This is a genomic window from Microlunatus speluncae, from assembly GCF_009299835.1.
Lineage (GTDB): Bacteria > Actinomycetota > Actinomycetes > Propionibacteriales > Propionibacteriaceae > Microlunatus > Microlunatus speluncae.
Genome location: NZ_VKCZ01000004.1, coordinates 155,172 through 168,421, shown reverse-complemented (window position 1 = coordinate 168,421; position 13,250 = coordinate 155,172). Strand labels below are relative to the sequence as shown.

Genomic DNA, 13,250 nt, shown 5'->3' with positions numbered 1-13,250 from the left:
ATTAGAGCCCGTTCGGGAACCGGTCGGCCACGCCGTTCAGGGCGATACCGTGTTCGAGCAACGCCTTCGCCGAGCACAGGGCGATGGTGAAGCCCTCGGCGGAGCCGACCGCGTGCGTGACGAGGTCGTCGCCGCTGCCGGCGAGTTCGGATTCGGTGATCTCGACGAAGGTGGCGTTCTCGCCGTGCGGGGTGAAGCGCAGCTCCACCGCCGTGATCCCGTCGTTGCTCCAATGGAAGCGGATCAGCCGGTTCTCCACGACCTCATCGACCCGGGCCGTGGCGCTGACTCCGTACATCTCCCAGTCCCAGGTGACCTCGGCACCCGTCGTCAGCGGACCGCTGCTCCTGGTGAACCAGAAGCGGGTCGTGACGGCGGGATCGGCGAAGGCCCGGAACACCTCGGCCGCGGGACGGCGGATCAGCATGGCGACCTGCACGGTCGGCGCCCGGGTGAGTTGCAGGATGGAGTCGATCATCGGGAATCACCTTTCGGGGTGGCAAGAACTGCCTCGGGCAGGCTCTCGCCGGTTTCGATCAAGGTCTTCAGACCGGACAGCAGGTGGGGCCAGCCGCCGCTGATCATCCGCAGCAGTTGGCCGTCCGGGTGGCAGTCGTCATGGGTCACCGTGAGCCGGACCAGCTCACCCATCGGTTCAAGATCGAAGATCACCTTCGAGCGCTGCTCGGCGCGAAGGGCACTCAGGGCCTCGGCGCCGACCCCGGCTCCGGCGGCCCATTCGGAGGTGAACGTGTGCCAGGTGTACGACAGCCGACGAGGCGGCTCGGACTCGAGCACGACCTGCTCCGGATCCTCGATCCGGTGGCCGTTCGGCTCGATCCAGATCATCGGCGAGCCGGGCTGCCAATCGGTCTCGAACGCCGTGCCCCAGTAGCGACGGGTGAAGGCCGGCTCCGTGATCGCCTGCCAGAGCCGTTCCGGCGAGGTCCTGATGTAGGTCGTGTAGACGAATTCGGTGGCGCCCATCGGGTCCCTCTCCAAGGCTGATTTCAGGTCGGCCAGCGCACCGGCGCGCTGGCGGTCGTAGCGCGTCATCCAGCGGTCGGCGACGGCGTTGATCGGCACGGGGTTCAGGAAGTGCAACTTCTCCCGGCCGCGCCAGGAGGTCGTCACGAGGTTGGCGGCCTCGAGCACGGCGAGGTGTTTGCTGACCGACTGCCGCGCCAGCTCCAGCCCGGCGCACAGCTCTCGCAGGGTCTGCCCGTTGCGCGCGTTCAGGCTGTCCAGCAGCCGCCGCCGGCTGGGGTCGGCCAGCGCCCTGAACACCTCGTCCACCGCCGCCTCGATCCCGTCACATGCAGCCGTGCGGCTGCCTTTTCAGAATAGGCAACCTTTCGGCTGCACGTCAAGGCCGGTCACGGCGATGCGCAACTCCGACCTGCCCTTCGACAGGCTCAGGGAACGGAACCAGATCAGCGATGCTCACGCCAGAAATCCGCAGTGTGCAAGGCGCTCCGGGCCCGCCACCGATTGATCACTCCGGCCAATCGAACCTTGACCAGGCCAGGCTCAGTATCAGCCGGCGCACCCCACAAGCTGCGAAGCTCGTCAGGGTCGGAGTCGAGGTCGAAGAGCTGGCCTTGCTCGGAGTCGACGAACTCGACGTACTTCCAGCGGTCGTCGCGGACCATGGTCATCAGCTCAGTCCCGGTCAGGATCATGTCCCGGGCGTGTTCGGAGAAGACGTGCTCGCGGCCGGTCCACGATTCGCCACGCAGGGCCGGCAGCAAGGACTGCGCCTCCATCCAGGGCGGGACCTCGAGGCCGGCCAGCTCCAGCACGGTCGGGCCAAGGTCCATCATCGCCGTGAGCGCGTCGATCTGCTGATCGCCCCGGACCCGGCCGGGGCCCCAGACGATCGCCGGCACCCGCACGCTCGGGTCGTACATGGTCCATTTCTGGCTGTGGCCATGATCACCGAGACAGTCGCCGTGGTCGGAGGTGAAGATGATCACCGTGTTGTCGAGCACCCCGCGGGCCTCGAGGGCGTCGATCAGGAAGCCGATCTGTTCGTCGATCTGGGTCACATTGGCCAGGTAGTGCCGGCGTTGCCGACGGGACTGATCCTCGGTCGGGTCGGCCAGGTGCACCACGGAATCATGATCATTGTCCTGGTGGTGCCGGCGCAGCTCCTGCAGCACCTCGGGCTGGTTGGCCAGGTCCTCGTCGTCACGGAGCGGCAACGGGACGTCGCGATCCCGGTAGGCGTCGAGATGCCGGTCGACCGGGTCGTAGGGCGGGTGCGGGCCGGGGAAGCCGACCTGGAGGAAGAACGGTTCGGTGCCGGGATAGGTCTCCAGCCACCAGCGGGCGTGGCCGGCGACGAAATTGTCCGAGTGCAGGTCGTCCGGCAGTTCCCACTCGAACGCGCCGAGCCGCTCGGCATAGTCCGGCTTGGTCCGGTGCACCTCCCGGGTCGGCTTGGTCAGGCCGTGGCTCCACAACGCCTTGTCCCATTGATCATGGTAGAAGGGCACGTTCGGGTGGTAGCGGTCCTTGTTCTCCACCACGGTCCGCTCATGGAAGCCGAGCGAAGTCTCCCAGGGATGGGTATGCATCTTGCCGACGTTGACGCAGCGGTAGCCGCTGTCGGCGAGTCGCTCGACCCACGAGTGCTGCCACAGATCCTCGTTGCGTAGCACGCCGAGCGAGTGCGGATAAAGGCCGGTGAACAGGCTGGACCGCGACGGCGAGCAGGACGGCGCGCTGACATACGTGCGGGTGAAGGACGTGCCCTCCCGGACCAGCCGATCCAGGTTGGGGGTGTCGACATGATCATGACCGAGCGCGTTGATCGTGTCGAAACGCTGTTGGTCAGTGATGATGAAGACGATGTTGGGCCGCTCAGCCTTCTGGCCGTTCGTCACGTGATCATTTCCTTCCCGGCTCCGCTACGGCGCCGTGCTCGTCGGTCAACGAACTCTGATAGGTCTCGCGGGCGAGCAGGATGCAGATCAGGCTGATCCCGCAGACGGCGGCGAGGTAAATCGCGACCGGCCAGTACGACTGCAGGAACACGGCGGCCAACCCGGCGGCGATGGCCGGCGTCGGCCCGCCACCGATCAACGCCGAGGCCTGATAGGCCACGCCCATCCCGGTGTAGCGGGTGTGCGTGCTGAACATCTCCGCGAACAGGGTGCCCTGGATGGCGAACATGCAGCCGGTGCCGACCGCGAGCATGATCACGATGGCCAGCCAGGCGAGCAGGGTGTTGCCCGAGGCGAGGGCCGGGAAGTAGCCGAAGCCGAGCACGCCACAGACGACGATGCCGAAGGCGTACACAGGTCTTCGGCCGATCCGGTCCGACAAGGCGCCGATCACCGGAATGATCGCGATCTCCACCGCGGCGGCGATCACGAAGCCGGTCAGCATCACCTGTTTGTCCATGCCAAGGTGCCTGGTGGCGAAGGCGATCCCGAAGACGTTGATCACGTTGTAGGTCACGGCGTCGGCGAGCCGCGCACCGACGGACAAGATCACGTTGCGCGGGTGCTGCCGGAGCAGGGCGAACAGCGGCATCCGCTGCACCGGCTGGGAGTCCCGGCTGAACGCCTCGGTTTCCGGCAGGGCTCGGCGGATGTACAGCGCGACCAGCAGGAACAGACCGCTGAGCAGGAACGGGACTCGCCAGCCCCAACTCATCAGTTGATCTTCGGGCAGGAACTGGATCAGCGCGAAGATCCCGGTCGCGGCGAGCAGACCGGCCGGCGTGCCGAGCTGATGCACACTACCCATCACCCCGCGACGACCGCTCGGCGCGTTCTCCAACGCCACCAGGGCGCCGCCGCCGAACTCGCCGCCGATCCCGAAGCCCTGGATCAGCCGGAGCAGCACCAGCAGCACCGGCGCCATCACGCCGATGGCGCCGTAGGTCGGCAGCAGCCCGATCAGGAACGTGCAGCCGCCCATGATCGCCACGGTCACCAGCAGCATCCGGCGGCGGCCCAACCGATCGCCGAAGTGACCGAAGAACACGGCCCCGACCGGCCGCATCACGAACCCGGCGGCGAACGCGCCGAACGATTCGATCAGTCCGGCCGTCGGCGACGCACCGGGGAAGAAGATGCGCGGAAAGATCAGGCCGGCGGCGATCCCGAACAGGTTGAAGTCGTACCACTCCAGAAAGGAGCCGGAGACGGCGGCGGTGAGCGCCTTCCTGGTGCGCGTGGCCGGCGACATCGGGCGGCTCGGGGCGGTTCCGGACATCATCGTCTCCCGTGGACTCTCACATGAGCGTTACTATCTCTCATATGTGCACGAGGCTAGGTGGGTCGGCTGGAGGCGTCAAGACCTCGCGTCCGGCCGGTGGACGGTGCGCCAGACTGTGACCCTCGACGAAGGAGGTGCGGCGACCCCGTGGGTACGACGAAGGGACCAGGCCCGGGCGACCCGGCTCCGGGCGGCGCGACTGCGGACGGCGTAGCTGCGGTCGGTGGGGGCGAAACCGCGCTGATGCTGGCGATCGCCCGTCGCTACTACCGCGAGGACCAGTCCAAGGTCGACATCGCCCGGGACCTCGGGATCAGTCGGTTCCAGGTCGCGCGGCTGCTGCAGGAGGCGCGACGCACCGGCCTGGTGCGGATCGAGATCGGGTCACCGGGTCACGTCGACGAAGACCTGTCCGGACGGGTCGCCGAACGGCTCGGTCTCGCCCGGGTGATCGTCGTCGAGGCCCACCCGAGCGCGCCGCAGTCGACGTTCGACTTCGTCGGTGCCGCGCTGGCGGCGGAGCTGGAGCGGGTCGTCACCGAGGGAGCGAGCGTGGGTCTGGCGTGGAGCCGGGCCACGCCGGCGATGGTGCGGTCGCTGCGCCGGCTGCCGCCGTGCACCGTGGTCCAGCTGTCCGGGGCGATCTATCCGCCGGCCGGCCTGCCCGGATCGGTCGAGGTGACCCGGGAGGTCGCCGCGTCGGCCGGCGGCACCGCGCACATCCTCTATGCGCCGCTGGTCGTCCCCGACCCGGAGACGGCCGACGGGCTGCGCCGCCAGCCGGAGATCGCGGCGGCGCTGGCCCGGGCCGATCACCTCGACGTCGCCGTGCTCTCGATCGGTGCCTGGCGTACCGGATCGTCGGCGGTCTACGACCTGCTCGGCGCGAGCGACCGGGAGCGACTGTCCGCCACCGGCACCGTCGGTGAGGTGAGCGGCCGGCTGCTCGGCCCGGACGGCAGGCCGGTGATCACCGACCTGGACGACCGGGTGATCGGCGCCACCCTTGATCAACTTCAGGCGGCCGACCTGCGGCTGACCAGCGCCAGCGGTGCCGAGCGCCGGACCGCGACCGTGGCCGCAGTCCGGGCCGGCCTGGTCAGCACCCTGATCATCGACGACGCCCTCGCCCAGGCCCTGATTGACGGCGAGCCGCTGTTACATCCGTGAAACAATCGCGCAACTGGACGGAAATTCCGGGTGTCTAGCCTCGGGGAAGCATCGAGCGAGAACTCACCGGCCCGCTCGTCCAGCCCTGGTCGGTGGCCGGAGCCGCCGCGTCCCGGCCATCGCCCGACAACTCACCGGAGGACAGATGTTCCAAGGAGCCGACGATCTGTTGGCCTACGTCAAGAGCGAGGGCATCGAGATCATCGATGTCCGGTTCACCGACCTGCCCGGCATGCAGCAGCACTTCACCGTGCCGGCCGGATCCTTCGGCCCGGAGGTGTTCACCGAGGGCCTGGCCTTCGATGGTTCGTCGATCCGCGGCTTCCAGAAGATCCACGAGTCGGACATGTCGCTGATGCCCGATCCGACCACCGCGTTCGTCGATCCGTTCCGGGCCGCCAAGACGCTGGCACTGAACTTCTTCGTGCACGATCCGCTGACCAAGGAGCCGTACAGCCGGGATCCGCGCAACATCGCCCGCAAGGCCGAGGCCTACCTGGCCTCGACCGGGATCGGCGACACCGCGTTCTTCGCGCCCGAGGCCGAGTTCTACATCTTCGACGACGTCCGGTTCGAGACGAAGCAGAACTCCGGCTACTACTCGATCGACTCCGAGGCCGGCGCCTGGAACACCGGCCGGGTCGAGGACGGCGGCAACCGCGGCTACAAGGTCCGCTACAAGGGCGGCTACTTCCCGGTGGCGCCGGTTGATCATTTCTCCGACCTGCGCGACGTGATCACCAAGCATCTCGAGGCGTCCGGACTGATCGTCGAGCGGGCGCACCACGAGGTCGGCACCGCCGGTCAGGCGGAGATCAACTTCCGCTTCGACAAGCTGCTCACCTCGGCCGACGACGTGCTGAAGTTCAAGTACATCGTCAAGAACACCGCCTGGGCCGCCGGCAAGACCGCGACCTTCATGCCGAAGCCGATCTTCGGCGACAACGGCTCCGGCATGCACGTGCACTCTTCCCTGTGGGACAAGGGCGAGCCGCTGTTCTACGACGAGACCGGCTACGGCGGCCTGTCCGACATCGCCCGCTGGTACATCGGCGGCATCCTGGCCCACGCCCCCGCGCTGCTCGCCTTCACCAACCCGAGCGCGAACTCGTACCACCGGCTGGTGCCGGGCTTCGAGGCTCCGGTCAACCTGGTCTACAGCCAGCGCAACCGGTCCGCCGCGATGCGGATCCCGATCACCGGCTCCAACCCGAAGGCGAAGCGCGTCGAGTTCCGTTGCCCGGACCCGTCGGCCAACCCGTACCTGGCCTTCTCGGCCCTACTGCTGGCCGGCATCGACGGCATCCAGAACAAGACCGAGCCGCCGGCGCCGATCGACAAGGACCTGTACGAGCTGCCGCCGGAGGAGCACGCCTCCGTCCCGACGGTGCCGACCGATCTGGCCGCCGTCCTCGACGCCCTCGAGGCCGACAACGAGTTCCTGCTGGCCGGGGACGTCTTCACCCCCGACCTGATCGAGACCTGGATCGAGCTGAAGCGCGCCGAGATCGACGCCCTCCGGCTCCGTCCGCACCCGCACGAGTTCGAGCTGTATTACGACGTTTAAGACACAGGCGGTCCCGTACCGCTGAAGATCAGTCGAAACGGCGGCTGACCAGGGAATACGCCTTCGCGGTGTCTCTCATGGTTTGCCGCCGTTTTGCGTGCTCGTGTGTACAGGATGTGTAAAACGGAGCCGAAGTTGATCAAGCTATCGCCACACCTGCCCCGTCCCCTCGTAGGCGCCCGTTTTTGGCTGGAACGGAGCGTGTCAAGGGTAAGAGCAGACGCGTTCTGCCCCGGCTCATCAGGGCACGATCGTCCAGCCTTCACGGAACACGGCGAGCCGGGGCAGAACGCGTCTGCGGCCCTTGACACGTGGAGTGGAGGCCAAACACTGGTCCTACGAGGGGACGGGGCACCGCGACGTAAAGACCGATCGCAACACGGCTTGGACCCTTCATCGGCGGGAGGCGCGGACGCGGGAGCGAAGCGGGAGCGGGAGCGCCCCGCCGCCCGGCCCGCAGGGCCGGGCCTTGATCTAAGAGAGGTCAATTCGACAGCCAGGGGGAAGCTTCGACCAGGCGGTAAGACCATATGACCGGTCGTGCACACCTTGACTTGTCATGATGTGCTGATATCGTAGTGTCCATGGCGATCACAGTGAACCGCACGCAGGCCGACGACCTGGCCGATGCTGAGCGCGCGATCCGTGCAGCTCGCAAGGAGCTGCACAACTGGTCGGCTCACTGCGCCGCAATGCTGGCCAACCCCGATGAGGCACCGGCGATCGCGATGCAGGCGCGACGGTCGGCACGGATCGTTGAGGCACACCTCGACGAAGCCCACGTGCACACCATCGCGGCGCGCATGTACGACGACGGCCCCGCGCTGATCAGTGAAGATCGGTAACGAACCTCAACAGGTTGTCGGCGGCTGGCGTGATCACTCGCGACGCCTCGACCGGCCCGTCCTTGGTGCAGAACACTCGAACGATGTCCCATACCGGGCCGGGCTGGACCTGCTGCAACATCCGGCGTTCATCGCCGGTCGGCATCCGCGCCCAAGCATCCTCGATCACCTGTGTAACCCTGTGCCCGGCGTCATAGAGTTCCGCGATCGTACCTCCTGGGTACGGCTGAACCTCGGGCTTCTCCAAGTGCGTGCCCTTGGCGATCGGCAGCGGGATCGTTGACCGCTGGATCTGCTCCGGCTTGCCGTCCACGATCTTCAGCAGCAGGCGGCGAACGACCGGCGAGCCGATCTTGATCTTGAGGTAGTCAGCATCGCGCGGGTTCGCCTTGTCGCGCCGGTAGTCGGCATCGATCTCGTACTTGTCCCAAGTGGTGTCGTGCTCGTCAACGAACGCTGAGGTCTGGGGCCGCTCGCCGCCCTTGTCCAGGACATCAAGGGCTTCCTGGTAGCGGCTGGTGTCCATCCGTCGCTGGCGCGGCTTATCGGCTACACGCGTGGCAGCTCCGTGCCGCTTGACGACCAAGCCGTCTCGAACGAGTTCGGCCATGCCGTCTCTGATTACGGTGCGGCTGATGCCGAGACTGCGCTCCATCTCTGCCTCGGATGGCAACGCATCGCCGGGCTTCAGCTCGCCTGTCTCGATGGCGTGCTGAAGTCGGTCAGCGATCTGACGGTAGAGGGGCACTGACCCAACGCGGTCGATGTCGCGGGATACAAGTCGGAAGCTCATACACCCAGCATATCGGGTCGTCAATCGAACGTCCCGACCTATTGACATGTGCTCGTCAACATGTCATGATGAGTACTCAAGTACTCGTAGAGCTTCTCGAAAGGACTCAAAATGACCGAGCTGGCGATCGACAGCAAGCGGCAGGAGATGCGGGCGACGGGGAACGTGTCGCCGGTGATGGAGTGGGTGGAGGTTGGCGGCAAGCGGAAGCAGTCCGATGAGCAGATGATCGACGCCAACACCGGGATGAAGCAGTTCACCGTTGAGGTGCTGTATCAGTCCTCGGCGTTCGGGAAGCCGGTGACCGTGACCGCTGCGGTTCAGATCGGCGCAACGGAAGCACCGAAGCCGGAGCCGTTCTCCCGTGTGGAGTTCGTTGATCTTGTGTGCTCGGTGTTCATGACTCAGGGCTCGATGCGGGAGTCGTGGCGGGCTGAGCGGCTGGCGGACGGCAAGGCGGCTCCCGCTGCCAAGCCTCAGGGTCAGGCCGCGTGATGGAGCCGGTCAGCTTGCGGGTGCCGCTGGCGGCTCCGTTGACGGCCTCGTGTGTGACGTATCCGGAGGCCCCGCCGATCTTGTCGGTGTGGTGCTCGCGGTTCTTCCTGACCTTCATCTCGGGCACCCGCACGGTGACTCCGTTGGATGTGCAGGCGGTTCGTGATCTTGCTCGGGTGATGCAGGAGTACGCGGACGAGCTGCGTGAGCACATGGAGCGTCAGGACGACAAGTTGATCAAGATCGGAGGCCGTCCGGCCGAAACTGAGAGAGGTATTTGATCATGACTGAGTACGGTGACGCGACGATCGGCGTGCGGGTGCGGGTCCGGGACGAGACACGGATAGAGCCCACGGCCTTCATCTCAGACACGGGGCAGATCCTGGCCGGGCTCGGTGTCGGCTGGCACAACGAACTGAGGCTGGTCCCCGGATCGCTGGACGACATTGACCGGCTGATCGACGGGCTGCAGGCGCTGCGCGGGCAGTGGGTCGCGCTGGAAGAGGAGCAGGCATGGGATCAGCACCCGACCCTGCTGGACGATCTGCCCCTGGCGAGGGCGTCATGAGCCGGGCAGCGCGGAAGGATGAGGCAGTCCAGTTCCGCAAGAAGTCGCTCGCGGTCGGGATCGGCTTGCAGATCACCGGCTGGCTGCTGAAGCGTCTGGGGCGGCTGATCTGGCTGCTGTGCTCCACGCCGATCTTCGCAACTCCGCTCCTGGTGTTCGTCGGCCTGGTGCTCGTCGGGCACACCTGGGGCGCTACCGCGCTGGTGATCACCGGCACCCTGCTGATCACCGGCACGACGGCGGGCATGGTGGTCTGGCAGCGCCGATCACCTGAGACGTTTACCCGCTGGGTGTCGGGTCCCGCTCGGGGCCAGTGGCGACGACTCGCGGTCTACCGGCGTTGGTGGCCCGCTGCGATGGCTGAGGCCAAGCTGTCCCGGTCCAGTGCTGACCGTGATGTCCTGGCCAGGCTCGGCCGGGTCCACTCCACCCGCAACACCGACCGCGTCCGGGTCAAGGTCCTCCGGGGCCAGAAGATGAGCGACTGGGCGACCGAAGCGACCCGGCTCGCGCAGGCCTTCGATGTCGAACACGTCCGCATCGTCACCGTCTGGAAGCGGCAGCCGAAACGCAAGCGGGAGGCGGGGAAGCTGCCGGATCGGGAACGGCAACTGATCGACCTGATCGCGCTGCGCCGTGATCCGCTCCGCGAAGGGGTCGCATCGATCGATCACCCGATCGAAGATCAGTTGGACCTTGCAGACACCGTTGACCTCGCCCGGCTCCCGATCGGCTGGACCGAAGATCACACGCTGTACCGGCTGCCGCTGCTCGGCAACCACACGCTCAACGTCGGCTGCACCGGCGCGGGTAAGGGCTCGTTCATCTGGAACGTCGGCAAGGCCCTCGGTCCGGCGGTCCGCTCCGGTCGGGTCCGCCTGCTCGGGATCGATCCGAAGCTGATCGAACTGCCGTTCGGTGAGGACATGTTCCACGAACTGATCACGGGTGACGTGGTGGACGAGACCGAGGAACCCGACGCGGCCAAGGCCAACGAGGCCGTATTGATCAACTTCGCCGAGGCGCTGGAACGGTGGGCACGGCTGATGTCGGACCGACTGAAGCAGATGAAGGGCAAATCCCGACTGCACATCCCGACACCGGCTGAACCGTTGTACGTGATCTTCATCGATGAGATGGCCGCACTGACCTGCTACATCACCGACCGCAAGATCAAAGACCGCATCGCCTCTGTCCTCGCTCGGATCCTCACCCAGGGCCGGGCACCGGGATTCATCGTGATCGGCTGCACCCAAGACCCCCGTAAGGAAGCGGTCCCGCAACGGGGCCTGTTCACCATCCGGCTCGGAATGCGGCTCAACGAAGCCGCCGACACCGAAATGATCTTGGGCAAGGACTCGATCGAACGCGGCGCACTGTGCCACGAAATCGACCGGAACATGCCCGGCACCGCTTACGCCCTGGTCGACGGCACCCCCGAAGCCGTCCGGCTCCGGTTCCCCTGGATCTCCGATGACGACATCCGGGAGATGGCCCAGTTCTACCGGCCGAACCCGGCCAACCCGTACCTCGAACTCGCCGCCTGACCAACCGACCCGGAAAGGGGCCGACCATGATCACCGAAGCCGTCCAACTCATGCTGCCGCTCGGCCACACCCTGACCACGGATCAGCGCACCGACCTGACCCGCCTGGCATCCGGCCTACAGGCAGACCGGGCAGCCTGCCGCGACGGTAACCCCGACGACTGGCACCCCGACCCCGACGACCCTGACAGCGCCGCCAAGGCCGCACGAGCGGCCCGCACATGCGCAGGGTGCCCCGTGGCCCGTGCGTGCCTCTCAGCGGCACTGGTGGCCGATGAGCAAGGGATCTGGGGAGGTACCACCGAAGGCCAGCGGGCGGACCTGCTCGACCTAATCGGCACCGGGGTCCGAGTCGAGGCCGTCCTGTCCATCGCCACCGACCGCCCGAGGCTGGCAGCATGACAACCGCGGCTGAGGAGTTCACCGCCCTGGTCGACGCCCGGCAGGAACGCGACCAGCAACCCGTCACCCCCGAGGCCCTGGCCGACCTCGCCGTCTCCTACGGCGTCTGTGTCCGGCCCGTCCTGCAACGACTGATCGACACCGCGACCGGCGAGACCCGGATCGTGCCCATCTCCTGCGGGTCTACTCGTGCCGACCGTTGCCAGCCTTGCGCCGATCGCAACCGCAAACTCCGCATGACCCAGTGCCGCGAAGGCTGGCACCTCGACACCGAACCCGAAACCGACCCCGCGACGATCGACGATGACGACCAGGCCGACGACGACGGCGACCAGGCCGACGACGATGATCAAGGTCGCCGGGTCCGGTCGACCCGACGCCGCCAAGACGTGCCCGACCTGCCCCAAGGCGGCCGTCGTGACGGCACCGTGGCCCGGCAACTGACCTCGCCAAACGGCAACAGCTACCGGCCGTCGATGTTCTTCACGGTCACCCTGGACTCCTACGGTCCCGTTCACTCCGAACACGGGCGCTGCCGCTGCGGGCAGCCACACAGGTCGGGGTCCCCCATCGTGGGGACGCCCTTGTTCCCGCACCGCTACGACTACCGCCGCGCGGCACTGGACGCGCTGCACTTCGGCAAGCTGGCCGATCGACTGTGGAAGAACCTACGCCGCGTCGCTGGATTCGAAATGCAGTACTTCGCCACCGTCGAGCCGCAACGCCGGGCCGCGCCGCATCTCCACGTCGCCACCCGAGGGGCCATGACTGCCGGGCTGCTGCGCCAGCTCGTCGCCGCAACGTACTTCCAACTGTGGTGGCCGGCGCACGACAAACCCGTCTACACCGACCCGACCCGGATGCCGATCTGGAACGCCGACACCGGCCGGTTCATCGATCGCATCACCCGCAAGCCGCTGCCGACCTGGGACCAAGCTCTCGACGCCCTGGACGACGACCCCGCCGCCCGACCGGCGCACATGCTCAAGTTCGGCCCGCAAGTTGATCACAAGTGGCTCATCAGCGGAAGCGACCGGACAGAGCGTGTGATCGGGTATCTGTGCAAGTACCTCACCAAATCCATCACCGACACCCTGGCCGGTGGCGATGATGATCATGACCTGACCGCCATGGCCCGCACTCATCATCTGGACCGGCTCCACGCTCAGGTCCGCATCCTGCCCTGCTCCCCGGAGTGCGCAAACTGGCTCCGCTACGGCATCAACCCCAAGAGCGCGCACGGCAAGATCACACCCGGCCAGTGCAGCCGGAAAGCCCACCGTCGAGAGAACCTCGGCTACGGCGGTCGGCGCGCCCTGGTATCCCGACGCTGGACCGGAAAGACCCTCTCCGAGCACAAGGCCGACCGGGCCGAAGTCGTCCGGCAGACCCTGGCTGCTGCCGGAATCGAGATGCCCGACCAAGACGAGTATTCGGCAACCGTCACCGGCGACGACGGCGAGCCCCGCTACCGCTGGGAAGTCGTCACCCTGACCGACCCGGACCGGCCCACCTACACAGACGTGATCGGCCCGGCTGTCAATCAACGGCACGAGTGGCGCACGCAGTACGACCAGGCCAAACGCGCCGGACCTGTCAGTAATTCGGCAACCGCAGCGTGAACTCTCCCAAGG

14 protein-coding genes are annotated in these 13,250 nt (G+C 66.8%); 9 read left to right on the top strand and 5 right to left on the bottom strand.

What is annotated here, in order from left to right; all coding sequences use genetic code 11:
* Position 1 precedes the first annotated feature (1 nt).
* The 4 genes from FNH24_RS07080 to FNH24_RS07065 all read right to left on the bottom strand — a co-directional run bounded on the left by FNH24_RS07080 (position 2) and on the right by FNH24_RS07065 (position 4,200).
* A complete protein-coding gene (locus FNH24_RS07080; protein WP_217428076.1) occupies positions 2 to 478 on the bottom strand; it encodes an SRPBCC family protein in 477 nt (158 codons plus the stop codon).
* Complete coding sequence (locus tag FNH24_RS07075; protein ID WP_152361452.1) at positions 475 to 1,296, bottom strand: ArsR/SmtB family transcription factor; 822 nt, start codon at positions 1,294 to 1,296, stop codon at positions 475 to 477. Before FNH24_RS07075 ends, FNH24_RS07080 begins: the two co-directional genes overlap by 4 nt.
* A 137-nt stretch (positions 1,297 to 1,433) precedes the next feature.
* On the bottom strand, positions 1,434 to 2,888 hold the full coding sequence (locus FNH24_RS07070; protein WP_152361451.1) for a sulfatase family protein: 1,455 nt from the start codon (positions 2,886 to 2,888) through the stop codon (positions 1,434 to 1,436).
* 4 nt (positions 2,889 to 2,892) lie between these two features.
* Positions 2,893 to 4,200 carry an MFS transporter gene (locus FNH24_RS07065; RefSeq protein WP_161606035.1) on the bottom strand — a complete coding sequence of 436 codons (1,308 nt, stop codon included), beginning with the start codon at positions 4,198 to 4,200 and terminating at the stop codon, positions 2,893 to 2,895.
* Positions 4,201 to 4,377: 177 nt separating this feature from the next.
* Between FNH24_RS07065 and FNH24_RS07060 the strand changes: the two genes are divergently transcribed.
* From FNH24_RS07060 to FNH24_RS07050, 3 genes are all read left to right on the top strand, one after another.
* Positions 4,378 to 5,400, top strand: a complete 1,023-nt coding sequence (locus FNH24_RS07060; RefSeq protein ID WP_152361449.1) for a sugar-binding transcriptional regulator — start codon at positions 4,378 to 4,380, stop codon at positions 5,398 to 5,400.
* Positions 5,401 to 5,545: 145 nt separating this feature from the next.
* Positions 5,546 to 6,967, top strand: coding sequence for a type I glutamate--ammonia ligase (gene glnA, locus FNH24_RS07055; protein ID WP_152361448.1), 1,422 nt, complete (start codon positions 5,546 to 5,548; stop codon positions 6,965 to 6,967).
* Positions 6,968 to 7,551: 584 nt separating this feature from the next.
* Positions 7,552 to 7,812, top strand: a complete 261-nt coding sequence (locus FNH24_RS07050) for a hypothetical protein (protein WP_152361447.1) — start codon at positions 7,552 to 7,554, stop codon at positions 7,810 to 7,812.
* Here FNH24_RS07050 and FNH24_RS07045 read toward each other — a convergent pair.
* A complete protein-coding gene (locus tag FNH24_RS07045; protein WP_161606034.1) occupies positions 7,796 to 8,605 on the bottom strand; it encodes a GntR family transcriptional regulator in 810 nt (269 codons plus the stop codon). The two genes, FNH24_RS07050 and FNH24_RS07045, sit on opposite strands and share 17 nt — an antisense overlap.
* Before the next feature lie 111 nt (positions 8,606 to 8,716).
* Here FNH24_RS07045 and FNH24_RS07040 point away from each other — a divergent pair, with 111 nt between their 5' ends.
* Genes FNH24_RS07040 through FNH24_RS07015 form a run of 6 tightly spaced genes read left to right on the top strand, consistent with a single transcriptional unit; the run spans position 8,717 to position 13,238 of the window.
* Positions 8,717 to 9,100: a hypothetical protein gene (locus FNH24_RS07040; protein WP_152361445.1), complete on the top strand. Its 384-nt coding sequence runs from the start codon at positions 8,717 to 8,719 to the stop codon at positions 9,098 to 9,100.
* Positions 9,100 to 9,381: a hypothetical protein gene (locus FNH24_RS07035; protein WP_152361444.1), complete on the top strand. Its 282-nt coding sequence runs from the start codon at positions 9,100 to 9,102 to the stop codon at positions 9,379 to 9,381. The genes FNH24_RS07040 and FNH24_RS07035 overlap by 1 nt, the downstream gene beginning before the upstream one ends.
* A 2-nt stretch (positions 9,382 to 9,383) precedes the next feature.
* The gene (locus FNH24_RS07030) at positions 9,384 to 9,668 is read left to right on the top strand and encodes a hypothetical protein (protein WP_152361443.1); all 285 of its coding nucleotides are present in this window, start codon (positions 9,384 to 9,386) and stop codon (positions 9,666 to 9,668) included.
* Positions 9,665 to 11,215 (top strand): ATP-binding protein, encoded by a 1,551-nt coding sequence (locus FNH24_RS07025; RefSeq protein WP_152361442.1) that lies wholly within the window; start codon positions 9,665 to 9,667, stop codon positions 11,213 to 11,215. The genes FNH24_RS07030 and FNH24_RS07025 overlap by 4 nt, the downstream gene beginning before the upstream one ends.
* A 26-nt stretch (positions 11,216 to 11,241) precedes the next feature.
* Positions 11,242 to 11,616 carry a WhiB family transcriptional regulator gene (locus FNH24_RS07020; RefSeq protein WP_217428075.1) on the top strand — a complete coding sequence of 125 codons (375 nt, stop codon included), beginning with the start codon at positions 11,242 to 11,244 and terminating at the stop codon, positions 11,614 to 11,616.
* The gene (locus FNH24_RS07015; protein WP_152361441.1) at positions 11,613 to 13,238 is read left to right on the top strand and encodes a replication initiator; all 1,626 of its coding nucleotides are present in this window, start codon (positions 11,613 to 11,615) and stop codon (positions 13,236 to 13,238) included. The genes FNH24_RS07020 and FNH24_RS07015 overlap by 4 nt, the downstream gene beginning before the upstream one ends.
* Positions 13,239 to 13,250: the final 12 nt, after the last annotated feature.

Excerpts from the sequence above, each read along its gene's own strand:
- FNH24_RS07080 (WP_217428076.1), bottom strand. The coding sequence starts at position 478 with ATGATCGACTCCATCCTGCAACTCACCCGGGCGCCGACCGTGCAGGTC.
- FNH24_RS07065 (WP_161606035.1), bottom strand. The coding sequence starts at position 4,200 with ATGTCGCCGGCCACGCGCACCAGGAAGGCGCTCACCGCCGCCGTCTCC.
- glnA (WP_152361448.1), top strand. The coding sequence starts at position 5,546 with ATGTTCCAAGGAGCCGACGATCTGTTGGCCTACGTCAAGAGCGAGGGC.
- FNH24_RS07050 (WP_152361447.1), top strand. The coding sequence starts at position 7,552 with ATGGCGATCACAGTGAACCGCACGCAGGCCGACGACCTGGCCGATGCT.
- FNH24_RS07045 (WP_161606034.1), bottom strand. The coding sequence starts at position 8,605 with ATGAGCTTCCGACTTGTATCCCGCGACATCGACCGCGTTGGGTCAGTG.
- FNH24_RS07040 (WP_152361445.1), top strand. The coding sequence starts at position 8,717 with ATGACCGAGCTGGCGATCGACAGCAAGCGGCAGGAGATGCGGGCGACG.
- FNH24_RS07035 (WP_152361444.1), top strand. The coding sequence starts at position 9,100 with ATGGAGCCGGTCAGCTTGCGGGTGCCGCTGGCGGCTCCGTTGACGGCC.
- FNH24_RS07030 (WP_152361443.1), top strand. The coding sequence starts at position 9,384 with ATGACTGAGTACGGTGACGCGACGATCGGCGTGCGGGTGCGGGTCCGG.
- FNH24_RS07025 (WP_152361442.1), top strand. The coding sequence starts at position 9,665 with ATGAGCCGGGCAGCGCGGAAGGATGAGGCAGTCCAGTTCCGCAAGAAG.
- FNH24_RS07020 (WP_217428075.1), top strand. The coding sequence starts at position 11,242 with ATGATCACCGAAGCCGTCCAACTCATGCTGCCGCTCGGCCACACCCTG.
- FNH24_RS07015 (WP_152361441.1), top strand. The coding sequence starts at position 11,613 with ATGACAACCGCGGCTGAGGAGTTCACCGCCCTGGTCGACGCCCGGCAG.